At 61.7% G+C, this 24,183-nt stretch carries 23 protein-coding genes and 1 pseudogene; 15 read left to right on the plus strand and 9 right to left on the minus strand.

The features are described 5' to 3' along the window. Positions 1 to 279 precede the first annotated feature (279 nt). Entirely contained in the window at positions 280 to 1,194 is a 915-nt protein-coding gene (locus TK06_RS06825) for a LysR family transcriptional regulator (RefSeq protein ID WP_063321410.1), read from the minus strand. Between the two features lie 121 nt (positions 1,195 to 1,315). On the opposite strand from TK06_RS06825, the gene TK06_RS06830 reads away from it, so the two are divergent. The 8 genes from TK06_RS06830 (at position 1,316) to TK06_RS06865 (ending at position 8,396) form a co-directional block, all read left to right on the plus strand. Beyond that, positions 1,316 to 2,155 (plus strand): pirin family protein, encoded by an 840-nt coding sequence (locus TK06_RS06830; RefSeq protein ID WP_063321411.1) that lies wholly within the window; start codon positions 1,316 to 1,318, stop codon positions 2,153 to 2,155. Positions 2,156 to 2,206: 51 nt separating this feature from the next. Next, a complete protein-coding gene (locus TK06_RS06835; RefSeq protein ID WP_063321412.1) occupies positions 2,207 to 3,283 on the plus strand; it encodes an alkene reductase in 1,077 nt (358 codons plus the stop codon). A gap of 147 nt (positions 3,284 to 3,430) precedes the next feature. Next, on the plus strand, positions 3,431 to 3,853 hold the full coding sequence (locus TK06_RS06840) for a nuclear transport factor 2 family protein (RefSeq protein ID WP_063321413.1): 423 nt from the start codon (positions 3,431 to 3,433) through the stop codon (positions 3,851 to 3,853). Next, the gene (locus TK06_RS06845; protein WP_063321414.1) at positions 3,850 to 4,605 is read left to right on the plus strand and encodes an SDR family NAD(P)-dependent oxidoreductase; all 756 of its coding nucleotides are present in this window, start codon (positions 3,850 to 3,852) and stop codon (positions 4,603 to 4,605) included. Before TK06_RS06840 ends, TK06_RS06845 begins: the two co-directional genes overlap by 4 nt. A 3-nt stretch (positions 4,606 to 4,608) precedes the next feature. Further along, on the plus strand, positions 4,609 to 5,856 hold the full coding sequence (locus TK06_RS06850) for an NAD(P)/FAD-dependent oxidoreductase (RefSeq protein ID WP_063321415.1): 1,248 nt from the start codon (positions 4,609 to 4,611) through the stop codon (positions 5,854 to 5,856). Further along, entirely contained in the window at positions 5,853 to 6,677 is an 825-nt protein-coding gene (locus TK06_RS06855; protein ID WP_063321416.1) for a DUF1365 domain-containing protein, read from the plus strand. Before TK06_RS06850 ends, TK06_RS06855 begins: the two co-directional genes overlap by 4 nt. After that, positions 6,640 to 7,908 (plus strand): SAM-dependent methyltransferase, encoded by a 1,269-nt coding sequence (locus TK06_RS06860; RefSeq protein ID WP_063321417.1) that lies wholly within the window; start codon positions 6,640 to 6,642, stop codon positions 7,906 to 7,908. Before TK06_RS06855 ends, TK06_RS06860 begins: the two co-directional genes overlap by 38 nt. Then, positions 7,908 to 8,396 carry a DUF2878 domain-containing protein gene (locus TK06_RS06865; RefSeq protein ID WP_063321418.1) on the plus strand — a complete coding sequence of 163 codons (489 nt, stop codon included), beginning with the start codon at positions 7,908 to 7,910 and terminating at the stop codon, positions 8,394 to 8,396. Before TK06_RS06860 ends, TK06_RS06865 begins: the two co-directional genes overlap by 1 nt. Positions 8,397 to 8,417: 21 nt before the next feature. Here the strand turns inward: TK06_RS06865 and TK06_RS06870 are convergent, their stop codons facing one another. From TK06_RS06870 to TK06_RS06890, 5 genes and pseudogenes are all read right to left on the minus strand, one after another. Further along, positions 8,418 to 8,723, minus strand: coding sequence for a DUF6482 family protein (locus TK06_RS06870; RefSeq protein WP_063321419.1), 306 nt, complete (start codon positions 8,721 to 8,723; stop codon positions 8,418 to 8,420). Next, the gene (locus TK06_RS06875) at positions 8,720 to 9,244 is read right to left on the minus strand and encodes a DUF3833 domain-containing protein (protein WP_063321420.1); all 525 of its coding nucleotides are present in this window, start codon (positions 9,242 to 9,244) and stop codon (positions 8,720 to 8,722) included. The genes TK06_RS06870 and TK06_RS06875 overlap by 4 nt, the downstream gene beginning before the upstream one ends. A gap of 11 nt (positions 9,245 to 9,255) precedes the next feature. Further along, positions 9,256 to 9,822: a chalcone isomerase family protein gene (locus TK06_RS06880; protein ID WP_063321421.1), complete on the minus strand. Its 567-nt coding sequence runs from the start codon at positions 9,820 to 9,822 to the stop codon at positions 9,256 to 9,258. Between the two features lie 73 nt (positions 9,823 to 9,895). Further along, a pseudogene (locus TK06_RS06885) lies at positions 9,896 to 10,342 on the minus strand (substrate-binding domain-containing protein); the annotation flags it as partial. 35 nt (positions 10,343 to 10,377) lie between these two features. Beyond that, the gene (locus TK06_RS06890; RefSeq protein ID WP_063321422.1) at positions 10,378 to 10,836 is read right to left on the minus strand and encodes a metallophosphoesterase family protein; all 459 of its coding nucleotides are present in this window, start codon (positions 10,834 to 10,836) and stop codon (positions 10,378 to 10,380) included. Positions 10,837 to 10,963: 127 nt separating this feature from the next. Between TK06_RS06890 and TK06_RS06895 the strand changes: the two genes are divergently transcribed. From TK06_RS06895 to TK06_RS06905, 3 genes are all read left to right on the plus strand, one after another. Continuing rightward, positions 10,964 to 12,532 carry a sensor domain-containing diguanylate cyclase gene (locus TK06_RS06895; protein ID WP_063321423.1) on the plus strand — a complete coding sequence of 523 codons (1,569 nt, stop codon included), beginning with the start codon at positions 10,964 to 10,966 and terminating at the stop codon, positions 12,530 to 12,532. A gap of 118 nt (positions 12,533 to 12,650) precedes the next feature. Then, on the plus strand, positions 12,651 to 14,651 hold the full coding sequence (locus TK06_RS06900; protein WP_063321424.1) for a peptidase U32 family protein: 2,001 nt from the start codon (positions 12,651 to 12,653) through the stop codon (positions 14,649 to 14,651). Between the two features lie 284 nt (positions 14,652 to 14,935). Further along, the gene (locus TK06_RS06905) at positions 14,936 to 16,675 is read left to right on the plus strand and encodes a dipeptidase (RefSeq protein ID WP_063321425.1); all 1,740 of its coding nucleotides are present in this window, start codon (positions 14,936 to 14,938) and stop codon (positions 16,673 to 16,675) included. 162 nt (positions 16,676 to 16,837) lie between these two features. Here TK06_RS06905 and TK06_RS06910 read toward each other — a convergent pair whose 3' ends face one another. Then, positions 16,838 to 17,065 (minus strand): DUF3079 domain-containing protein, encoded by a 228-nt coding sequence (locus tag TK06_RS06910; RefSeq protein WP_063321426.1) that lies wholly within the window; start codon positions 17,063 to 17,065, stop codon positions 16,838 to 16,840. Positions 17,066 to 17,269: 204 nt separating this feature from the next. Here TK06_RS06910 and TK06_RS06915 point away from each other — a divergent pair, with 204 nt between their 5' ends. From TK06_RS06915 to TK06_RS06930, 4 genes are read left to right on the plus strand one after another with little or no spacing between them, the layout of a single operon-like run. Next, on the plus strand, positions 17,270 to 17,800 hold the full coding sequence (locus TK06_RS06915; RefSeq protein ID WP_063321427.1) for an iron transporter: 531 nt from the start codon (positions 17,270 to 17,272) through the stop codon (positions 17,798 to 17,800). Positions 17,801 to 17,802: 2 nt separating this feature from the next. After that, positions 17,803 to 18,165 carry a cupredoxin domain-containing protein gene (locus TK06_RS06920; protein ID WP_063321428.1) on the plus strand — a complete coding sequence of 121 codons (363 nt, stop codon included), beginning with the start codon at positions 17,803 to 17,805 and terminating at the stop codon, positions 18,163 to 18,165. A gap of 22 nt (positions 18,166 to 18,187) precedes the next feature. Further along, a complete protein-coding gene (locus TK06_RS06925) occupies positions 18,188 to 19,042 on the plus strand; it encodes an FTR1 family iron permease (RefSeq protein WP_063321429.1) in 855 nt (284 codons plus the stop codon). Further along, on the plus strand, positions 19,030 to 20,397 hold the full coding sequence (locus TK06_RS06930; protein WP_063321430.1) for a 4Fe-4S binding protein: 1,368 nt from the start codon (positions 19,030 to 19,032) through the stop codon (positions 20,395 to 20,397). Before TK06_RS06925 ends, TK06_RS06930 begins: the two co-directional genes overlap by 13 nt. Before the next feature lie 183 nt (positions 20,398 to 20,580). On the opposite strand, the gene TK06_RS06935 is transcribed toward TK06_RS06930, so the two are convergent. Together TK06_RS06935 and TK06_RS06940 are read right to left on the minus strand one after the other, a co-directional pair. Continuing rightward, on the minus strand, positions 20,581 to 23,001 hold the full coding sequence (locus TK06_RS06935) for an efflux RND transporter permease subunit (protein ID WP_063321431.1): 2,421 nt from the start codon (positions 22,999 to 23,001) through the stop codon (positions 20,581 to 20,583). Between the two features lie 52 nt (positions 23,002 to 23,053). Beyond that, a complete protein-coding gene (locus tag TK06_RS06940) occupies positions 23,054 to 24,157 on the minus strand; it encodes a WD40/YVTN/BNR-like repeat-containing protein (RefSeq protein WP_063325091.1) in 1,104 nt (367 codons plus the stop codon). Positions 24,158 to 24,183: the final 26 nt, after the last annotated feature.

The following is a 24,183-nucleotide window of genomic DNA, read 5'->3' on the forward strand; positions in this document are numbered from 1 at the left end:
TCGTTGCTGGGAAGGAAAAAAATGGGCTACTGCCCGGGCGTGATACCCAAAGGAACAAGGCGAGCCTTGTTTGCAACTGAGACATACGGAACCTGTGGCGAGGGAGCTTGCTCCCGCTGGGCTGCGCAGCGGCCCCAAACCTATCACCAAGGTCTGTCAGGCGGACTGCGTCCAGTTTTTAGACTGCTGCGCAGCCAGCGGGAGCAAGCTCCCTCGCCACGGTATTGAGGTGCGGCACAGCGGGCTTATCCCGCCACGCCACCGGCCTGGATGGCTCACTCACTGCATCCGCGCCGGAAACGCCTTGAGCTCAAGCTTCTCCATCACCAACCCGATGAATGCCGAAACCGCCAGCGGCAACTGCCGCCGGCTCGGATAGAGCACGTTCAGACCGAAGCCGACGCGTTGGTATTGTGGCAGGACACGCACCAGCCTTCCGGCTTCCAGATCGAGGCTGCTCAGCGCCCCGGGCAACACGGCGATGCCAAGGCCTGCGACGGTCGCCCTGCGCAACGCCTGGGCGGTGTTGGCGTGGAATCGGCTGGCGATCTGCACCTGTTCCTCGATGCCGTCCGGGCCAACGAATCGCCAATGGGTCATGCCGCCGGGATGAGCGAAACTCACGCCGTCGTGGTGAGCCAGATCCTGCAACGAAAGCGGTGCGCCGCGCGCGGCAATGTACGCGGGGCTGGCGACCATGCCGTCACCGTCGTTCTTGAGCAGTTGGCGACCGACATACCCCGAGTCCTGCAAGGGACCGCCGCGAAAGGCAACGTCGATGCGGTCGGCAATCAGATCGACCCGGGCGTCGCTGAGCACGAAATCAAGTTGCACTCGCGGATGCGCGGCTAAAAAGTCGGCCACCCATTGCATCGGGAAGAAATCGAAAAAATCCGCCATCGCCGCGATGCGCACCAGGCCGCTGGGTTCCTCGCTGCCCATCATCAGTTCCTGTCCGGCATCCATCAGGCCGTCCACCGCATCCACGCAGCGCTCATAAAACCCCTGGCCCGCATGAGTCAGCGTGAGTTTGCGGGTCGAGCGCTGCAAAAGTCGCGATTCAAGCTGCGCCTCCAACTGCTGAACCCGTCGGCTGACGGTATTGGAAGGCATGCCCAAGCGTCTGGCGGCTTCGGCGAAGCTGCCGCTGCGGACCACCTGAACGAACAGCGCAACATCGTTGAGATCGAGCATGGCACTGACATTCCTTCGTTTTATGGATGAGTTCAATCCGATTGTATCGGCTAATCAATCTATTGGCAGGCACTTATCCTTCTCGCATCGAGGCCCAACGCCCAAGACTTGGAGGCACCCCATGAACAGCATCGTCGCAGCACCGCCCCGCGCCATCGTCCATCGCACCTCCGGCAACAGCCACGGGCCGATCACCCGGCTCATGAGTCCCGGTGACCTGGGCCAGCTCTGCAAGCCATTCGTGTTTCTCGACCTCTTCGCCTTCAACGCCGACGCCCTGCACAGAGGTTTCGGCATGCACCCACATTCCGGGATCGCGACGCTGACCTACATGATCGAAGGTCAGGTGGCCTACGAAGACACCACCGGGCAATCGGGTGTACTGCCCAGCGGTGGCATGGAGTGGATGCAAGCTGGTAACGGCGTATGGCACAACGCGCGGCCAGTCGGCAGCTCGTCGATCCACGGTTTCCAGCTTTGGGTCGCGCTGCCGGCCGCTGAAGAAAACGCTCCGGCCCACAGCGTCTACCTGGCACCCGCCGATATCCCCCGGGAAGGTCCGGTGCGGGTGCTGCTCGGCCAATATGGCGCGGCTCGCAGCAGCGTTGCAGCCCCCGCGGACATGAACTACCTGGCCGTGCAGTTGAAAGACCAAGAACGCTGGCGCTATACGCCTCCGGCCGGGCACACCGTCGCCTGGCTGGCGGTCAACGACGGCAGCCTCGACGCCGGCGGTCGCGTCAATACCGGGGAAATGGTGGTCTTCGAAGAGTCCGGCGCAGCCATCGACATCGTTGCCCGGGGCGCGACCTCCTTCGTGCTCGGCTCGGCGGTCAAGCATCCCCATGACCTGGTGATGGGTTATTACTCCGTGCACACCAGCGAGGCAGCCCTGGAAAAAGGCGAGCAAGAAATCCAGCGCATCGGCGCCCTTTTGCAACGAGAGGACCGGCTGGCTTAGCCGACTCTCGACTCAATCCCTAATTCATACCCGATCCCTTAGAGGTGAATCATGACTGACATCGGTCTCGATCTTCTGCTGTCCCGTACTCAAGTCGGCAAGCTCTCCCTGAACAACCGCATGATCATGGCGCCAATGACCCGCAGCCGCGCAGGCGCTGGCGATGCCGCCACGCCCTTGATGGCCGAGTACTACAGCCAACGGGCCAGCGCCGGCCTGATCATCAGCGAAGGTTCCCAGGTCTCGGCCCAGGGCAAGGGTTACCTGAGAACGCCAGGGATCTTTACCCCTGAGCAAATCACCGGCTGGAAACAGGTGACCGACGCAGTTCATGCCGAGGGCGGACAGATTTTTCTGCAGCTCTGGCACGTAGGCCGTCTTTCTCATCCGCTGGTGCAGGTCAACGGCGCCCAACCCGTAGCCCCTTCGGCAATCAAGGCCGATGGCGAGATCTACACCGCCGAAGGTCTCAAGCCCTATGAACTGCCACGGGCCCTGGAGCTCGATGAAATCCCCGGTGTGGTCGCCGACTTCCGCCAGGCCGCGGCCAACGCGAAGCTGGCCGGCTTCGACGGCGTGGAGATCCATGGCGCCAATGGCTACCTGATCGACCAGTTCTTGCGTGACGGCACCAACCAACGCACCGATGCCTACGGCGGCTCGGTCGAGAATCGTGCCCGCTTCCTCAAGGAGGTGGTCGAGTCGGTGATCGAAGTCTTCGGGGCCAGCCGTGTCGGTGTTCGCCTGTCGCCGATCTTCAGTTACTTCTCGATGAGCGACAGCAACCCGCAAGCGACCTTCGACTACACCGCCAGAATGCTCAGCCGCTACGGCCTGGCTTACCTGCACATCGTGGAATTGGGCGAAGGCCCGTTCGACTTCCTGGAACTCAAGCGTCGCTTCGGCGGGCCGTACATTGCCAATGGCGGCTACAGCGCCGAACGCGCGGCCACCGCCATCAGCAATGGTGAAGCTGACCTAGTGGCGTTCGGCACGCCGTTTCTGGCGAACCCGGACCTGGTGGAGCGTTTCAAACGGGGCCAGGCGCTGAACGCCCCTGACGCATCGACGTTCTACCAGGGCGACGAGCGCGGTTATACGGACTATCCGACCTTGGCCGGGGCTTGACGCCCAGTGTCCAGCGCGTGCCTCGCCTGGACTTGTACAAAATAGTGAAATTACTTATACAAAAAACTTTAATTTGTACAGCGCGTGCAGTAGGCTTCTGAAAACTTGTACAGGAATAATTTCCTGTACAACAATCGGAGCCTATGCATGTCCGTCTACCTCCAGCGTTTCGCCCACGCTTTCGCCGAGCTGGACGCCAGTCGCCTGGCTGCGCTCGATGAACTCTACAGCGCCGACATACAGTTCCAGGACCCTCTGCACCGGATCGACGGCTTGCCGGCCCTGCGCGCTTACTTTGCCCAGTTGTACGCCAACGCCAGCAACCTGCGCTATGACTTCCACGCCTTCGATGAAGTCGGTCCCGGAGAGGGCTATTTGCGCTGGACCCTGCATTTCAGCCATCCGCGCCTGGCGCAAGGAGCACTCATCGCGCTGCAAGGCTGCAGCTATCTGCGTTGGAATGATCGAGTCTACCTGCATCAAGACTTTTTCGACGCAGGCGCCCTGCTCTACGAACATCTGCCGCTGTTCGGATCGGTGATTCGCTGGCTCAAGCGGAGGTTGGCATGAGCCGTGTCTGGCTCACCGGCGCCAGCAGCGGCATTGGCGCGGCATTGGCGGCGGTCCTTCTGGAACAGGGGCATCTCCTGGCGGTGAGTGCGCGCCGGACCCAACCCCTGGAGACCTTGGCCACACGTTATCAAGACCAGATATTGGTGCTACCGGGCGACCTGACCGACCCACATCAGGTCGCCACGATCTGCCAGCAGATTGACCTTCATTGGGGGGCGCTCGATCTGGTGATCCTCAATGCCGGCACCTGCGAATACCTGGAGCCAGGCCACTTCGACACCCGCCTGGTCGAACGGCTCATCAACACCAACCTGTTGGGTACTTGCCATTGCCTGGAGGCCGCCCTGCCCTTGCTGCGCCGGGGCCAGCGTCCACATCTGGTGGCGGTGAGCAGTGCGGTCACCTGGCTGGCCCTGCCTCGCGCCAGCGCCTACGGTGCGTCCAAAGCCGCGTTGCGTTATCTGATCGAATCCTTGCGCATCGACCTGGCCGCCGAGGGTATCGATGTCACGCTGGTCAGTCCGGGCTTCGTCGACACCCCACTGACCCGACGCAACGACTTTCCCATGCCCATGCGCTGGTCGGCGCAACGAGCCGCCCGCCATATCGCGCGACGCCTGCCGGCGCGCCCGCTGGGCATTACGTTTCCATGGTCCTTTACGCTGGTCCTGCGCCTGCTCGGGCATTTGCCCACCCGCTGGCGGTTGGCCCTTGGCCAACGCCTGGCACGCCCTTCCAAGGAGTCTTGAAGCATGCGCATCGCGATCATCGGCAGCGGCATTTCCGGGCTGACATGTGCTTACCTGTTGGCCCGCAGGCACCAGATTACCCTGTACGAGGCCGACGACAGGATCGGTGGCCACACCCACACCGTGGATGTCGATTGGCAGGGGCAACGCTATGGCGTAGACACAGGCTTCATTGTGTACAACGACTGGACCTACCCGAATTTCATCCGTCTACTGGACCAGTTGGGCGTCGCGTCTCGGCCCACTGAAATGAGCTTCTCCGTGCATGATCCGGCCACCGGCCAGGAGTATAAGGGCCACACCCTGCGCAGCCTGTTCGCCCGCCGCCGCAATCTATTTTCGCCCGGGTTCTGGGGCATGCTGTGGGACATACTCAGGTTCAATCGACAGGCCACCGCCGACCTGCAGGCGCAGCGCATCGACCGCAGCGCCCGGCTCGGCGACTACCTGCACAGCCAAGGGTATGGCCAACGTTTCATCGATCACTACATCGTGCCCATGGGCGCAGCTATCTGGTCGATGTCGCCAGCCGGGATGCTGGCGTTCCCGCTCGAGTTCTTTGTGCGCTTCTGCCATAACCACGGCCTCATGTCGGTCAATCAGCGCCCTCAATGGCGCGTGATCGCCGGCGGCTCACGTGGTTACATCGAGCCTATGTGTACAGCCTTTCGCGAACATATCCGGCTCAATTGTGCAGTGCAGTGTGTCAGTCGCAACGCTGCCGGGGTCAGCGTGACCAGCAGCGCTGGCACCGAGCATTTCGATAAGGTGGTGTTCGCCTGTCACAGCGACCAGGCCCTCGCCCTGCTCGAGGCGCCAAGCATGGCTGAGCGTGAAGTACTCGGCGCCCTGACCTACGCCAGCAATGAAGTGCTGCTGCACACCGACACCCGCCTGCTGCCCCTGCGACCCCAGGCCTGGGCGAGCTGGAACTATCGCCTCGGCGGCCCTGCGCAAGCACCTGCCGCAGTGACCTACAACATGAACCTGCTCCAGGGCCTGGATGCCCCGGTGACCTTCTGCGTAAGCCTCAACCAGGGCAACGCGGTCGATCCGGCCAAGGTGCTTGCACGCTTCGATTATGCACACCCTCAGTACAGCCTCGCAGCCATTGCCGCCCAGGCCCGCCAAGGTGATCTGCAAGGCCATCAGCACAGCTATTTCTGCGGCGCGTACTGGGCCAACGGCTTCCATGAAGATGGCGTGGTCAGTGCGCTCGACGTGGCGAAGTATTTCGGAGAACAGCTTTGAATAGCAGTGTGTGTCGTGGCTGGATTGATCATCGGCGCCATACGCCGCGAATCCACGCCTTCCGCTATCGGATCGGCATGCTTTACGTGGACCTCTCCGAACAGGAACACATGCTGGGGTTATCGCGCCTGCTGCGAACCTGGTCTTGGGCCCCCCTGTGCTGGCGCGAGCACGATTATCTGCCATCGCGCACCCGCCTTGGGGTACCCCTGGTCGACGCCGTGCGCCAGATCCTCGACGAAGCCCTGGGTGCCGCTCCCCAAGGGGCGATTCACCTGCTGACTCAACCGCGCAGCTGGGGGCTGTCGTTCAACCCGGTGAGCTTCTATTTCTGCCATGAAACCAACGGACGCCTGGCGGCAATCCTGTGTGAAGTGCGCAACACGCCGTGGCGCGAGCGCCATCACTATGTATTGCCGGTACCGCCTGGCGAGCCCTGTGCCTTCAAGGTGGCCAAGGCGTTTCACGTATCGCCGTTCCTGTCACGGGAGATGGACTATCACATGGCGTTCCTGATCCAGGACACGCACATCCGCATACGCATGGAGAACTGGCGCGACGGCCACAAGGTGTTCGAGGCGGACCTGGCGCTCAAGCGCCAACCCCTCGACGCCTCTTCGCTGCGCCGACATGTCCTGGCTTTCCCCTGGATGAGCCTGCGCACCGTAAGCGCCATTTACTGGCAAGCCCTGCGCCTGCTTTTCAAACGCACGCCCCTCTACACCCATCAGGCCAGCGACGACGGCCTGAGTCTGGGTCAAACCGCTTATAAGGATCCCCATCATGCCCGAACCGACCCTGAGCGCTACCAAGGCTGGTAGTTACAGCTTCTTTAACGGGGGCTTTTTCAAGCAAGCCGTGCTGGGTCAGTTACGCCGCCTGCGTCACGGCCACCTGCGACTGCTATTGAATGGCGAGCCATTGAGCTTCGGCGACCTGGCCAGCCCCTTGCAGGCAGAGGTGGAAATCCTCGACGACGCTGTCTGGGGCATGGTTGCCAGCAACGGTTCCATCGGGGCCGGCGAGGCTTATGTCCACGGCTACTGGCGCAGCGGCGACCTGACGGCGGTCACGCGCCTGTTCGTTGCCAACCTGGATGTGCTCGATGCCATGGACAGCGGCCTGGCACGCATCGGCCGCCCGCTGTTGCGCTGGCTGCACTGGCTCAACCGCAACAGTCGACGGGGTTCACGGCGCAATATCATTGCCCATTATGACTTGGGCAATGCTCTGTTCGAGCGCCTGCTCGACCCCACCATGATGTATTCAGCCGCCCTGTTCGAAAGCCCCGAACAAAGCCTGGAAGAAGCCCAGCTCAACAAGCTCGCCCGTATCTGCCGCAAACTCGACCTGCGCCCCGGCGACCATTTGCTGGAAATCGGCACGGGCTGGGGCAGCCTCGCCATCTACGCAGCCAGCCATTACGGCTGCAAGGTGACCACCACCACGCTGTCCCTGGAGCAATACACCCACACTTGTCGACGTGTCGAAGAATTGGGCCTGCAACAGCAGGTTCAAGTGTTGCGCAAGGACTACCGTGACTTGCAAGGGCGCTACGACAAGCTGGTGTCCATTGAAATGATCGAAGCCGTCGGGCATCGCTATCTACCCGAGTACTTCCGGCGCTGCGCCGCGTTGCTCAAGGACGACGGGCTGATGCTGCTGCAATCAATCACCATCCGCGACCAGCGTTATGAGCAGGCCCGACGCTCGGTCGACTTTATCCAGCGCCATGTCTTTCCCGGTGGCGCGTTACCGTCACTGTCGATCCTGCTGAAGACTGCCAGCACCCAGACGCCACTCAACCTCCTGCATCTCGAGGATTTCGGGGCGCACTACGCCCGCACACTGCGGCACTGGCACGACAACTTTCGCCAATCGCACCAGGCATTGGCGCAGTTGGGCTACGACGAAACCTTCCAGCGCCTGTGGGAGTTCTACATGTGCTACTGCGAAGGTGGATTCATCGAGCGTGCCATCGGCGTGGCCCAACTGCTCTTCGCGGGGCCCGGCACCCGTCGAGCCGCCCTGCTGGAGTACCAGGCTACGTGATGAGCCGCACCGGCCGGATCGTCAATGCCCTCTGGTTGCAACTGGGTTGGTGGGGCTGTGTGCTCGGGGCACGGGATCCGTGGTGGCTATTATTGGTGGTCATCGGATTGCTGGCCCACCTGTGGCTGTGTCCTGCTCCTCGGGCCGAGCTGTTTGCGATGATGCGTGTCGGGCTCAGTGGCATGCTGCTGGACTGGAGCCTGGGTACGCAGGGCTTGTTCATATTCAAGCAAACCCCACTGCCGCTCTGGCTGGCGCTGCTCTGGCTGGTGTTTGCCACAGGCCTGCGTCATAGCCTGGCCTGGGCCATGCGGCCAGTATCGCGCGGCGTATTGCTGGGCTTGGTCGGTGGCCCGCTGGCTTATTGCGTGGGGGCACCACTGGCGGACGTCGCCTTGCCACTGGGGAGCGTTGGCACCGCGCTGTTCCTGGCACCGCTATGGGCACTATGGCTACCCCTGGCGCTGCGTCTGGCCGAGCCGAACTGAATGGGCCCCAGAACGCCGTGGCTACCAGGGCTCATCGAGGAAAAGCGGCATGCGCAGGGGCTCGATCGGCCCCTCGCGCTGGCCGCACATCTCATCATGGACAACCTGTTGCACCAGCGTGCAGGGCAGCCGCGGGACGAAACGCAGCAGCTCACGCAGATGGGTGGTGGAACGGATAGGCAAAGTCTTTCCAGACTCATCGAGCAACGTACGCAGGCCACCGTCCAGTCGGGCGCGCAATACGTAGATGCCACCCTCCAGTGACAACAACTCCAGTTCGTGGACCCGCCCGTCGACGGCCAACTCCGTGAGCGCATGCAAGTTCATGGCGAGCCCACGGCCTGACGACGGAAAAACAGGGTCACCTGCCCTAATTCGACACCCAGCTTGCTCATGCTGGAGCGATTGATCAGTGTGTCCTCATCCATCAGGTACATCCAGTCATCAAACTCCACCTCGTAGGTCGAGCCATCAACCGGCAGGTTCAACCGATAACGCCAGCGCAGGGCATTGCCGGCCACTTCTCCGCGCGCCAGGCCGATCACATCGTCAGCGCGACCACGCCACAGGCCGGGTCCCTCGGGAGTCAGTGTCCAGACCCGTCGCTGACGGCTGCCGTCGCTATAGAGAAAGCGCTCATCAAGGATCAGGTGCTCTCCCTCGTGACGACTGGAAATGTCCACCTCAAAGCGCTTGATCACTTCGCCCGAACGCTTTTGATAGATCCCCCAGGCCCTGACGGGTTGGCTGAAAAAGCGCTCCAGATCCAGTCGGGGTTGCTGGTCGGTATAACGTTCGACATTCACATTCCCGCAACTGGTCAGGCCCAGGATCAGCAGCAACGCCATCAAAAAATGCCTCACTGATTTTCTCTCCTTTCACTTGAGGTTTGGATTCCAAGTAATTGATTTCGAAGATCAGGCTCTCGAGTTCGAGGATCGAGCCAGATGGCAAAAAAAGCCCGGGCGAATAGCGGGTCCGTGACCGCCAGAGACAGTTTTTCACCCACGTAGAAACGACAGCCCTGCCCCGGTAGGTACAGGCCAGTGATACGGCTTCCAGGTTTCACATCAATAAAGGCACGGCGCATTTGAGCGGCCCATTCGTCCCGGCGCTTGGCGTCCAAGGGCGCACCGTTGAGACGTTGCATTTCCTTCAGGCTCGTTTCGACCAGAGATTCTCTGTCGATGGCACGTCGGTAATTGAGTTCCAGGGCAAATGCCGTTTCCAGGCTTGGCGCAGCGGCCGCGCTCCAGAGCCTGGCCTGATAGAGGTCGAACCCATACCAGTCGAAATCGGCTTGCCCAATCAGGCGCGTGCCTGCCAATACGCCGCGCCAGTCTGACAAGGCTTGGGGGCAATAAAGCGTAAACATGCAAAGCGCTATGGCGACCAGGCTTTTCCTGAGCGCGAACGACCGGGCCATGAAGGCGTTACCCGCTTATCAAGGGAACCCTGATAATTGTACATAATTTTAATTTTGTACAGGTTTAGTGCAGCTATACGCTTTCCGCTACATCAACCTGAAGCGGCACCACCCGCCTCGGCGCCGGGCCTGGCGAGGTGGTAGTTGCTACCTCGACCAAGGCTTCGACTGCCTGTTCGGCCATGGTCACGACGGGATGAGACAGCACCGCCTGGACCAGCCCCGTCTTCAACGTCTCGCGTGTCAACGGCGTCAGGTCATGGCACACCACCACAGGCAAGCGAATCTTCTGTTTCTGGAGGCTACGCAAGGCCCGCAATACGCCGGCGATACCACCACCGGCCACATAAAGCCCTACCAGGTCGGGCTCTGCGGTGAGCAAATCCAGCGTGTTGCCATACGCGAACTCATCGTCCTCCAGCGTCAGGCGCGACGCGAGCAGCTCCCATTCGCTGGAGTGCACGGCCAGATAACAGCGAAAGCTCAGCTCACACAATTCCTGGCACTGGAAACGCTGGCTCCTACGTCGACAAATACTTCAAGTAAGCGTGTCCATCACTCCAGCAACTGGACCAGCCGCGGCTCGATCGCGCCAGCGCTCACCTCGACCAACGCCAGCGTCACCGGCAGCGTAAACCGCCGCCGGCCGGCGCTGCCAGGGTTTAGGTACAGCCGATCGCCACGCCACTCGATGCCCGGCTTGTGGGAATGGCCGCTGATCACCCAGTTCACGCCCGGGTCGAGCGAGTCCTGTACATCGGCAATGTCGTGAACCAGCAAGACCTGCCATCCGCACAGGTCGAATTGCAGTCTGTCAGCAAGCGGCCCAGCCCAATCTGCCCCTAGGTCGTTATTGCCGCGCACCACGTGCAATGGCGCAATCGACGCCAATTGATCCAGGATCTCGGGGCTGCCGATGTCACCGGCATGGATGATACGCTCACACCCCTCCAATGCTGCCAGCGCTTGCGGGCGGAGCAGACCATGGGTGTCGGAAATGACGCCAACTTTCATGAAACCTCTCTCCCCAATCGTGTGTCGCCGGTTGTACCTGCCTCGTCGTAGCGAGCTAACGTGCTGAAATCGAATAAGATAGGCTGCGCATCAATAGTGTGCAGACCCGTCGTAAAAGGAAATGTTGATGCTCGGACGCAAACGGCCAGAGCCAAAGATTGAAAACACTGATGAGGTCTTTTCTCCTCAGAGCGCCCAGGCCGGAGCGGCGTTGCGGCTCACCGTGAGCTTCATGCTGGTGGTGGTTGTGGCCTTCCTGGCCGTCGAAGGTTGGCGGACCTGGCGCGACTACCGCGCCGCTTTTGCATCTGCCCGGGATTCAGTGACGAACCTGGCGCGGGCGACGGCCCAGCACGCTGAAGACACCATTCGACAAGTGGATGTGGTCACCGCCGCCCTCGCCGAACGGGTGGAGGGCGATAGCCTGCAGAACATGGATATCCCACGCATCCATAAACTATTGGTGCAGCAGGCCGCCATCATGCCGCAACTGCACGGGTTGTTTATCTATGGCCCGGACGGCCAATGGCTGGTGACGGACAAGGAGACGATCCCGGAAATGGCGAACAACGCCGACCGCGATTACTTCCAATACCACCGCACCCACAAGGATCAAGGCGTGCGCATCGGTGACGTCGTCAAGAGCCGTTCCACCAATGACCTGATCATCCCCATTTCCCGCCGCCTGAACAACCCCGATGGCTCGTTTGCCGGCGTATTGCTGGGAACAGTGAAGGTGAGCTATTTCGTCGACTACTACGGCGACTTCAAGATCGATGGCAAAGGCGCGCTGGTCCTGGCCAAGCGCAGCGGAACGATCCTGGTCCGACGTCCCTTCGTCGCTTCGGTGATTGGCAAGAGCCTGGTTAACAGCGTGATTTTCAGAGAACATTTACCCACCTCCAACCAAGGGGTTGCCGAAGCCAAGGCCGTCGTCGACGACACCGAGCGCCTATACGGCTACCGGGCGCTGACCACTTACCCGCTGGTGGTGGAAGCCGGCTTGTCCCGCGAATCGATCATCGCGCCCTGGCGCCGCGACCTGTTCAAGACCGGTTTGGTGCTGATTTTCCTGATCGCGATACTGGTGGGCTTCGGGCTCATCGTGTTGAGCCAACTGCGCTACCGCATGGCCATGGAGAAGCAGATTCGCAGCGCCCACCAGGCCATGCGCGACATGGCGCTGACCGACAGCCTGACCGGGCTGGGCAACCGCAGGCGGCTGGACATCGCCCTGGCCGATGAGATCCGCCTGGCCAGGCGCCAGGGTTCGTCCCTGGCCCTGATCATGCTCGACGTCGATTACTTCAAGCGTTTCAACGACAGATACGGCCATGCCGCCGGGGACGATTGCCTGCGGGCGATTGCAGCCGCGCTCAGGCAGACCATCAAGCGGCCGGGCGACCTGGCTGTCCGCTACGGCGGTGAAGAGTTCACCGTGCTGCTGCCAAACACCGACAGCGCCGGCGCCACCAGGGTCGTGCAGCAAATCCTCGAAGCGGTCAGGGCCTTGAACATTGAACATGGCGACCATCCCTTGGGCATCGTGACCATCAGCGCGGGCGTCACCACCTGCCAGCCGAGCGGCGAGGACGTCACCCCGGCCATGCTGATCAGGGCCGCGGACGCCTTCCTGTACCTGGCCAAGAACACCGGGCGCAACCGCTGGTGCAGCGCCGGCTCGACGCCTGGGTGACCCCAGCAGGACCGCCGCGTATCGGTCAAGGTCGTGCTAACCCAAGTCCACAGGTGCCTGCAAGGCGCCTGGCGGCTACAATGCTCGCTTCGACCGTGACCAGCCTGACTAAAAACAAATGTCCTTGCCCAAACATCATCTGGAATTGCTCAGCCCCGCCCGCGACGTGACCATCGCCCGCGAGGCCATCCTGCATGGCGCCGACGCCGTCTACATCGGTGGCCCGAGTTTCGGCGCACGTCACAACGCCTGCAACGAAGTGGGCGATATTGCCCGGCTGGTGGAGTTCGCCCATCGCTACCACGCCCGTGTGTTCACGACCATCAACACCATCCTGCACGACAATGAGTTGGAGCCAGCCCGCCAACTGATCCACCAGTTGTACGATGCCGGCGTCGATGCGCTGATCGTCCAGGACCTGGGGGTAATGGAGCTGGATATTCCACCCATCGAGCTGCACGCCAGCACCCAGACCGACATCCGTACCCTGGCCCGAGCGAAGTTCCTCGACCAGGCTGGTTTCTCGCAACTGGTCTTGGCCCGTGAGCTGAACCTGCAGGAAATCCGCGCCATCGCCGACGAGACCGAGGCGGCCATCGAGTTCTTCATCCACGGCGCGCTGTGCGTGGCGTTTTCCGGCCAGTGCAACATCTCCCACGCCCAGAACGGCCGCAGCGCCAACCGTGGCGACTGCTCCCAGGCCTGCCGCCTGCCCTACACCCTCAAGGACGACCAGGGTCGGGTAGTCGCCTACGAAAAACACCTACTGTCGATGAAAGACAACAACCAGAGCGCCAACATCCGCGCCCTGGTCGAAGCCGGCGTGCGTTCATTCAAGATCGAAGGCCGCTACAAGGACATGGGTTATGTGAAGAACATCACCGCCTATTACCGCCAGCGCCTGGACGATGTCCTCGAAGACCGTCCGGACCTGGCCCGCGCGTCCAGCGGCCGCACCGCGCACTTCTTCGTCCCCGACCCGGACAAGACCTTCCACCGTGGCAGCACCGACTATTTCGTCAGCGAACGCAAGGTCGACATCGGCGCCTTCGATTCGCCGACCTTTACGGGCGTGCCGGTGGGCGTGGTGGAAAAAGTCGGCAAACGTGACCTGCAAGTGGTGACCTTCGATCCGCTGTCCAACGGCGACGGCCTCAATGTGCTGGTCAAGCGCGAAGTCGTCGGTTTCCGCGCCAACATCGCCGAGCCCAAGGGTGAGTTCGAAGAGGACGGCCAGAAGCGTTACCGCTACCGTGTCGAACCCAACGAGATGCCGGCCGGCATGTACCAGTTGCGCCCCAACCACCCGTTGAGCCGCAACCTGGACCACAACTGGCAGCAAGCGTTGCTCAAGACCTCCTCCGAACGCCGCGTCGGCCTGGCCTGGGTTGCGCGCCTGCGCGAAGAGCGCCTGGAACTGACCGCCACCAGCGAAGAAGGCATCAGCGCCAGCGTCGCCCTGGACGGACCGTTCGGCCAGGCCAACAAGCCGGAACAGGCCCTGGAGCAATTGCACGACCTGCTCGGCCAACTGGGCACCACCGAATACCACGCCACCGCGATCGAGCTGGATGCGCCCCAGGCGTTCTTCGTCCCCAACTCGCAGCTCAAGGCCTTGCGCCGCGAAGCCATCGAGGCCCTGACCAGCGCCCGCATCAAAGCCCACCCACGCGGTGGCCGCAAGGCCGAGACCAACCCGCCGCCGGTGTACCCGGAATCGCACCTGTCGTTCCTGGCCAACGTCTACAACCAGAAGGCCCGGGACTTCTATCATCGTCACGGCGTCAAGCTGATCGACGCGGCGTTCGAGGCCCACGAGGAAACGGGAGAAGTGCCGGTGATGATCACCAAGCACTGCCTGCGCTTCTCGTTCAACCTCTGCCCCAAGCAGGCCAAGGGGGTCACTGGCGTGCGCACCAAGGTGGCGCCGATGCAGCTGGTACACGGTGATGAAGTGCTGACGTTGAAGTTCGATTGCAAACCCTGCGAAATGCATGTGGTCGGCAAGATCAAGGGACACATCCTCGACCTGCCGTTGCCTGGCAGCACGGCGCAGCCCGTGGTCGGCCACATCAGCCCTGAAGACCTGCTCAAGACGATCCCCCGCGCACCGCATTAAGCAATGCGCTCCTATGGCAGCGAGCTTGCTCGCGATAGCGGTGGGCCTGCTTGCATTGAGGCTGAATGTATCGCCGCCTTCGCGAGCAAGCTCGCTGCCACATGGGTTCTCGGGTGTTTGATGGCCCTGCGCCATTTTTTTTATTTCTGCGCCGTTTTTGCTTCGCTGTGCGACAGATTTTCCTGCAGGACTCCCCCACCCTTTCCTCGCGGTGTTAGGTTGCAAGCGTTTGTGTCATCAAATCAGACACTTGTCTCCTACCGCCTGCAAAGGAATGCCCAGCAATGGACTTCTCGCTCAAACATCTGGCAGTGACCACCCTGCTGCTGTCCAGCCTCGCTTCGATCACCACACCAGCATTCGCCAACATCACCGCCCAACAGGGCGCAGCCATCGTCAAAACCTTCTCCAACACCTCTGTCACCGATTTCAGGCAGTTCCTGGCCGACGTGGCCAAGAGCGACCCGGGCAAAGCCGCGAACCTCGGCCCGGCCATCAGCGCGTTCCAAGGCAACAAAACCCTTTCCGCTGAACAGCAGAATGAAATCCATCGCCTGTTGGGTCTCTATGCCCGAGTGAAATACGGCCAAGCGGCCACCGAGACGCTGAAGGAACTGGTCGCCATCCCGACTTTTCGCAAGGACGGCGTCGCCCAGCACGAGAACCCGGAATTTCTCAAGATCGCCGACAAGATCAAAAGCCTCGCCGAAGCGTTCAACCTCAACTTCCGCAATGTCGACAACCGCGTCTATGAGATTTCCCTCGAAGGCGGCGGTGACGAAGTCGTCGGCATTCACGCCCATGCCGACGTGGTGCCGGTAACGCCGGAAAACTGGGTGTTGAAAGATGGCACCCGCCTCGACCCGTTCAAGGTCACCCTGGTGGGCGACCGCATGTATGGCCGCGGTACCGAGGACGACAAGAACGGCATCGTGGTCGCGCTCTATGCCATGAAAATCATCAAGGAAGAGAAACTGCCGCTGGCGCGCAACTTCAAGCTGCTGGTCGACACCACCGAGGAAACCACTGGCGACGCCATCCCCTATTACTTCGAACGCAACCCGACGCCCAACTACAACCTGGCGCTGGATGGCGGCTACCCCGTAGTGATCGCCGAGAAAGGCTATGGCACCATCATGGCGAACTTTACCCGACGCGCTGCACAGGGCAAGGGGGCAGAAATTACCGCGCTGACGGGCGGCCTGGCGACCAATCAGATTCCGTCGACGTCCGTTGCCACCTTCGCCAGCGACAAGCCCGCCGAATTGGCTACCAGCCTGCTCAAGGCCGGTACCGACTATGCCAAGCGCAATGGCGGTCACTTCGAGGTGGCCAGCCAGGTTGTCGGCAAGGATGTCCAACTGACCTTCACTGGCGTGTCCGCCCACTCCTCCGAACCCGAGTCAGGCGTCAACCCGGTAGCAAGGATGCTGGACTTCATCCATGGCCTGGACGGCAAGGTCGCGCTCAAACGCAACCACATCACCGACGCCGCCCGCTATGCCGCCGACAACTGGGGCCTGGACTATCTGGGCAGCAAACTGGGAATTGGTTTTTCCGATGCTTTCATGGGCCCGCTGACCGCGTCCCTGACCTACGTCGGCATGGACGAGAAGACCTTCAAGTTGGCGGTCAACCTGCGAGTGCCAGTGGGCAAGACCACAGCAGCCCTCAAGACTGAAATCGCCGACAAACTGGCCGCCTGGAGCAAGAAGTCCCACGTCGCGGTGGCCTTCGACTATTCCATTGACGAGCCGATGTACCGCAACCCCGAGGGGGAATGGGTCAAGGCACTGCTGGCCGTGGCAAGTGAAAACCTGGGCATGGAACACAAATACGGCACCTCTGCCGGCGCCACTTCGGTTCATGACTTGCCCAATGGCGTGCAATTCGGCCTGGCCATGCCCGACGTCAAGTACACCGGTCACAACGACAACGAGTTCAAGACGGTCGAGCAGTTCCTGTTGGACTTGCAGATCGTGACCGAGATGATGGGGCGGATCGGGCAGTTGCCCAAGTTGTAGATATCCCTGCTTGGTAAAGCCATCGAGGTTTGCTGGGTTCTAAATGTGGCGAGGGGATTTATCCCCGCTGGACTGCGCAGCAGTCCCAAGATTTTGCGGTTGCTGCGCAACCGAGCGGGGATAAATCCCCTCACCACAGGTGCCCCTCACCACAGGTTTATTTCATTCCTTCGGGTGAGTGGCGCTTGGATCGATGACCTTGGCGGTGATATCGAGCAGCTCCAACCCCCAATCCCCGTGCAGATACCAATCCTCCCCAATCATCTCAGCCGGATGCATCGTTCGATCGGCACCGTTGCCGCAGGCCAGCGCACTGGTTGGACAGTAGCGATCACACCCCCAGCAAATGCGCTCGGGATGTTTGGGACTGATGGGAAAGGGCTTTGCCATGACGACCCCGTATAACGGATGGGTGTACCCGCACCCTACCGCGTCGGGGCGCCGTGCCCCTTGATCGCGATCAAGAACAACCGCGCAGGAACGAGTCGTCACTCGTTGTTGGAAAATTCGCGCTGAAAATTGACAAGAATCATTATTATTCGCAGCAAAGCTTCCTAGACTCGGCGCCATCATTTAGCCAACCAGGAAGTCATCATGCGCACACTTGCAACTCTGCCTCTGGCCCTGCTGTTTCTCGCACCGCTGGCCCAGGCCAAGGAATACCCCATCGGCGAACCGCAACTGTGCCCGGGACTGGAGGTCGGTGCGGTGTATTTGCAGCCGATTGAAATGGCCCCGGCCGGGATGATGCGCGCCACTGCCGATTCCGACGTGCACCTGGAAGCCGACATCCGCGCCACGGCGGACAATAAGCAGGGCTTCCAGGAAGGTAGTTTCGTGCCCTACCTCAATGTGTCGTTCCAACTGAAGAAACAAGGCAACGACACCGAACTCAAGGGTGACTTCCACGCCATGGTCGCCAACGACGGGCCGCACTATGGCGACAACGTCAAGCTGCTCGGCCCTGGCAAATATCAACTGACGTTCACCCTCCTGCCACCTGGCGGCCATGGCTCCCTCGGCCGTCATACCGACAAGGAAACCGGCGTGGCGCCATGGTTCGAACGTTGCGAACTGCATTACGAATTCGTCTACGCCGGGATCGGTAAAAAAGGCGGGTACTGAGCATGCGCCACTCATCCTGCCCACGGCACGTCGCGCCTCATCGACGCCTGGCCTGGCTGACGCTGGCCGGTTTGCTGCTGCCCTCGATCGCCCATGCCGAACTGCCAACCTACGAGCTGAGCATACGCGACGGGCATTTCACGCCGTCGCAACTGGAAGTACCGGCCGGGCAACGCTTCAAGATCGTGCTCAAGAACATCGGCCAAGGCCCGGCGGAGTTCGAAAGCACGCCTTTGCGCGTCGAGAAAGTGCTCTCGCCCGGTGTCACGACCTTCGTGGTCATCCACCCACTGCGCCCAGGGCACTATCCGTTTTTCGACGAATTCAATCCGCAACTGCCCGAGGGCGGGATTCTCGCTCAGTAGTTGGTCTGCAGGAGGCATTTGCATGACTCAATCGATGTTCATTGTATGGCGCGAAAGCGTCGAGGCGTTGTTGGTGATCGGGATTCTCCAGGCCTGGGTCAGCCGGCAACACCAGGCCAGCCAGCTGTTGCGCTATGTATGGACCGGCGCGGCGCTGGGCCTGTTGCTTTCGGGCGTGCTGGCCGGCCTGATCCTGCTGGCCGGCGAGGCCATGAGCGGGACGGCCAATGAATGGTTCCAAGCGTCGCTGGCACTGGTCGCCAGCCTGCTGATTGTGCAGATGGTCGGCTGGATGCATCGAAACGCAAGGACGCTCAAGCATGACCTGGCGCGCCACGCCGACCAGCGCCTGAGCCGCCAGGGCGGCCTGGGCCTGTTGGTGCTGGCCCTGCTGGCGGTCAGTCGCGAAGGCAGTGAAACCGTGGTGTTCTTGTATGGTGCCGGTGGGCGCCTGCAAGGGCCGCAACTGGGCTTGTTCGCTGTGGGCGCGCTGGCCGGGCTGGTGCTGTCGCTGCTGACCGTCTCCTTGCTGCACAGCAGCCGCCGGTTCATTTCATGGCCGCGTTTCTTTGCCATCAGCGAAGCGATCCTGCTGCTGTTGGGGGCGGCGTTGCTGGTCAGCGGTATCGAGCGCGTCGGCGGGCAACTGCTCGCGATGGATTGGCCCGAGGCGGTGTATCGCGCCATTGGCGACGCGCTGTGGGACAGCAGCGCGATACTCGATGACGGCCATGGTTTCGGCGGGTTCCTGGCGGACTTCACCGGGTATCGGGCCAGCCCGAGTGCGATGACGCTGCTGGTGTGGCTGGGCTATTGGGGCGTCGTCGCGGGCTGGCTGCGGCCACGCAAGGCGGAAAACCTGCCATGCCCGACCTGACCCCCTGGCTCCAACGCCTGGGCGACGGCATGCGGCGCCACGGTGCAACCATTCGTGCCGTGCAATGGGTGGTAGTGCTGTTCTACGCGGTGCTGCTGGTGGTGCCGGCCCTGCTGCCATTGCCCAGCGGCCAGGCACGACTGTTCGACAATCTCACGCTGCTGGCGCAGTTTCTGTTCTGGGGCCTGTGGTGGCCGTTCGTGTTGCTGTCGATCGTGTTGTTCGGGCGGCTCTGGTGTGGCGTGCTGTGCCCGGAAGGCGCCTTGAGCGAATGGGCCAGCCAGTACGGCAAGGGCTTAGGGGTGCCGCGCGGCTTGCGCTGGGCTGGCTGGCCGACCTTGGCGTTCTGCCTGACGACCCTCTACGGTCAACTGATCAGCGTCTACGACTACGCCCAGGCGGCGTTGCTGATCCTGGGCGGCTCGACCGTCGCTGCGGTGATCGTCGGCCTGTTGTTCGCCCGGGGCAAGCGGGTGTGGTGCCGCTACCTGTGCCCGGTCAGCGGCGTCTTTTCCCTGCTCGCTCGCTTGGCGCCGGTGCACTTTCAGGTGGACGAACAACGCTGGCTGGAAAACCCCGCACCGCGTCGCCCTCCTCCCAACTGCGCGCCCCTGCTGGACATCCGCCGCATGCGTGGCGCCGCCGATTGCCACGCCTGTGGTCGCTGCAGCGGCCAGCGCGATGCGGTGCGCCTGATTGCCCGCTCCAGCAGCGAGGAAATCCTGCACTCGACGGCTAACACCCTCTCGCCCTGGGATGTTCGCTTGCTGTTGTTCGGTGTCATCGGCCTGGCCATGGGCGCCTTCCAGTGGACTGTCAGCCCATGGTTCATCGACCTCAAGCAAAGCCTGGCCCAATGGCTGGTCAGTCATGATTGGCTCTGGGCACTCCAGGACAACGCGCCCTGGTGGCTGTTGACGCACTATCCGCAACTCAATGACAGTTTCAGTTGGCTCGATGGTTTTTGCATCGTCGCGTACCTGGGCATGAGTGCGCTACTGATAGGCACTTCGCTGATGCTGCTGATGCGCCTGGCGGCACGCCTCTCGGGTGACAGCACACAATATCCGCCCTTAGCCATCACCCTGACGCCCCTTGGCGGTGCAGGGTTGTTCCTCGGCTTGTCGGCCACCACGGTCAAGCTGCTGCGCTATGAAGGCCTACTGCTGGAATGGGTACAACCGGCTCGGGCCGTATTGCTGATAGCGGCGATAGCCTGGAGTTTATGGCTGGGCTGCAAACGCCTGCAGCAGGCGCAGACTCCACCGATCCGACGATGGCCAGCCATGGCCTGCCTGGTCTTGGCCAGCAGCCTGGTGGGTTATGGCTGGTGGCTACAGTTCTGGGGATGGTGATGTGTTCACACTACCTGAATCCGATACAACACCCTGTGGGAGCTTGCTCGCGATGAGGCCAGCAAGCCCGACATGCATGTGACTGACCACCGTCATCGCGAGCAAGCTCGCTCCCACAGAGTAAACGCGATCACCAAAGAACCACACCACGCGGGCTTAACGCAGGTATTGCGCAATGCCATATCACCCTCTAACCCACCGCCCCTGCCGACTCAACTCAGGCTTTTTTAAAAACACCCTCTGCGGCAACAGCAACCAAGCCAACGCCGGCAGCAAGATCAAGGCCCCGAGCATGTTCACCAAGAACATGAAGGCCAGCAAAATCCCCATATCAGCTTGAAACTTGATCGGCGAGAACGCCCAGGTCGACACCGCCACAGCCAAAGTCATGCCCGTCAACAACACCACTTTGCCGGTGAACAGAAGCGCCTGGTAATACGCCTGGGCCAAGGTGTCACCGGCCCGCATTCGCGCCAGGATCACGCTCAACACATAGAGCGCATAATCGACCCCGATGCCCACGCCCAGTGCAATGACCGGCAGCGTCGCGACTTTCACCCCCATGCCCAGCCCCACCATCAGCGCCTCGCACAGGATCGAGGTGAGCATCAGCGGCAGCATCGCGCACAGGGTTGCGCGCCAGCTGCGGAAGGTCACCAGGCATAGCAGGCTGACCGCGCCATAGACCCAGAACAGCATCTCGCGCATGGACTTCTTCACCACGATATTGGTCGCCGCTTCGATCCCCGCACTGCCGGCCGCGAGCATGAACTTGACCTCCGGCATCTGGTGCCCGGCGATAAACTGCTCACTGGCCTCCACCACCCGGTTCAAGGTGTCAGCCTTGTGATCGGCCAGGTAAACGTACAGCGACAGCATCGAGCAGCCCTGATTGAACAGTTCTCGCGGGGCACGGGTTTGCACGGCCCCCAGTGCGCCGTCATTGGGGATCAGTTCATACCATTTGAAGTTGCCTTCGTTATAACCGACCGTGGCGATCTTGCTCAGCGCGGCCATCGAGGTGGTCGATTCCACGCCGGGCAATTGCTCCAGTTGCCAGGCCAGCGCATCTACCGCGGACAAGCTGGCGTAACGGGTGCATTGATCCTCGGGGGTCTTGATCATGACCACGAAAATATCCGAGCTGGCCGCATAGTTCTGGGTCATGAACAACGCATCGCGGTTGTAGCGCGAGTCGGCACGCAACTCTGGAGCGCCAGGGTCCAAGTCGCCGATTTTCAGGTGCAGGCTCACGGCAAAACCAGACGCGGCCAACAGCAAGCCAGTCAACATGGCGCCCGTGGCCCAGCGCCGCTGGGTGAACAGATCAAGCACACGCCACAGGGGATGCTTGATCTGCGCCTGTTGCTCGGTGGTTTCCGCACTCAGGCTGCGTTGCGCTGCCGCCGGGCTGACGCCGATATAGCTGAGCAGGATCGGCAGCAGGATCAGGTTGGTGAAAATCAGCACCGCCACCCCGAGGCTGGCGGTGATTGCCAGGTCCTGGATCACCCGAATGTTGATCAGCAGCAACACCGCGAAGCCCACCGCATCGCAGAGCAAAGCGGTGATGCCGGCGGCGAACAGTCGGCGGAAGGTATAGCGCGCGGCGACCACCCGGTGGGTGCCGCGGCCGATGTCCTGCATGATGCCGTTCATCTTCTGCGCGCCATGGCTCATGCCAATGGCGAACACCAGGAACGGCACCAAGGCCGAGTAAGGGTCCAGTTCATAACCGAGCAGCGCCAGCAGCCCCAGTTGCCAAAGCACCGCCGCCAGTGAACAGATCACCACCACCAAGGTGCTTCGCGCGCAACGGGTGTAGCCAAACAGCACCAAGACCGTCACCAGCACCGCCACCACGAAAAACAGCAGTACCTGGGTCATGCCCTCGATCAGGTCGCCGACGATCTTGGTAAAGCCAGTGACATGAATCCGCAGGTCATCGGTCTGGTACTTGTCTCGCAGCGCCTCCAGTTGTCGGGAAAACTCGCCATAGTCCAGCGCCTTGCCCGTCTGCGGATTGATTTCCAGCAACGGCACGAAAATCACGCTGGACTTGAAGTTGCCGGCGACCAATTGACCGACTTCCCCGGAGCGGGCGACGTTGGTTCGCACCTGCTCGAGGCTGGTGGCCGAGCCATCGTAGTCGTCAGGGATCACCGTGCCGCCGTCGAGCCCGTCTTCGGTCACGGCGGTCCAGCGCGTGGTCGGGGTCCATAATGATTTCATGTAGGGGCGGTCGACGCCCGGCAGCAGATAGAGCTCGTCGTTGAGCCTGGCCAGGGTGTCGAGGTAGTCCTTGGTGAAAATACTCCCCTGCTTGACCTCCACGGCGATGCGCAGCGAGTTGCCCAGGCCGCTCAGTTCCTTGCGATTCTCCAGGAAATTGGCGACATAGGGATGCCCCGTGGGAATGGTCTTCTCGTAGCTGGCATTGATGCCGATGCGCGTGGCTTGCCAACCGAGCACCAACGTCACCAGCAGGCACAGCAGGATCACCAGCGGTCGATGGTTGAAGATCGCTCGCTCAGCGAAGTTGCCAGACGCCCGGTCAAAGTCTTCCTGGCGGCCGATCACGGTTTGAGTTTTATCGTCTTTCAAGTTTGACTCCTGTTGCACGAGCCGTGGCCCGATAGCGCTACACCGTGAAGTTTCAAGGTTGACCTGCGGCCCGCGGATCCTGGTCAGCGGCCACGCCGGTCAAGCCGACACTGGTCAGGCTGCCGTCGACCGCCTGCTGCACGGCAGCGAGGGTCCCGCCGCTGCGGCTCTGCCGCTTGTCAAAGCTTCGCCCCTGGTCATGGCTGAATAAAAGCTCACCACTCTGGCTGGCCAACAACAGGCCGCCGTCGCGCAGTTGGAGGGCACTCGCCAGTGTCGATTCGATACCGGTATCAAGGCGGCGCCAACTGTTGCCACGATCCCCGGACCACCAGGCGTTGCCGCGCAGGCCATAGACCACCAAGGCCCCGTCGCGGGTGCCGAGCAGACCGAAGAAGCTGCCCTCATACGGCGACTTCAAGGCCTGGAATGACTGCCCTGCGTCGGTCGAACGCAACAGCAAACCGCGCTCACCCACCAACCACAGATCGTTGCCCACGGCGCGGATGCCATACAGGTTCAAGCCCTGGGGATTGTCCACATGCCGCATCCACGGCTGCCAGCTTCGCCCGCCGTCGTCGGTACGGAAGATCTGGTTGTAGGCACCCACGACGTAGCCGTGCAGGCGGTCACTGAAGTACAGGTCGAGAAACGGTTTATCCGGTCCGTCATCGAGCATGCGCCGTGCCTGCGCCAAGTGGCTGGTACCGTCGGGTTGATTGACATCGCGCTCAGCGAACTGCACCGCCAAGGCGATGGCACGCTGACCGTCGAGTTGCTTTTGCCAGGTTTCCCCGCCGTCCTGGGTGTGCAACACCACGCCCAGATGACCGACCGCCCAACCCTGCTCGGCATCGACGAATTGCACCGCCGTCAGGCTGACACTGACCGGCACGCGGGCCTGGCGCCAGGTCGTCCCGGAATCGTCCGAGAGCAACACAATGCCGCGCTCACCGACCGCCACCAGACGCTCCCCGGCCCGGGTCAAGCCAAGCAACACCGCACGCGGTGCCTTGGCCGTCGGTAAGGCCGATTGCTGGAGCGCGGCGAACGTCGTGGCCGGTGCCGCGATGGCACTATTGGCCAACAGGCACGACGCCAGGACACAGGCTCCCCAGCGCCGGGCAAAACTCGCAAAGCATTGTTCAACGTTCATGTCTTTTCCCACTTCGAAAATCGCCA

The sequence above is a fragment of the Pseudomonas fluorescens genome, assembly GCF_001623525.1.
Classification (GTDB): Bacteria; Pseudomonadota; Gammaproteobacteria; order Pseudomonadales; family Pseudomonadaceae; genus Aquipseudomonas; species Aquipseudomonas fluorescens_Q.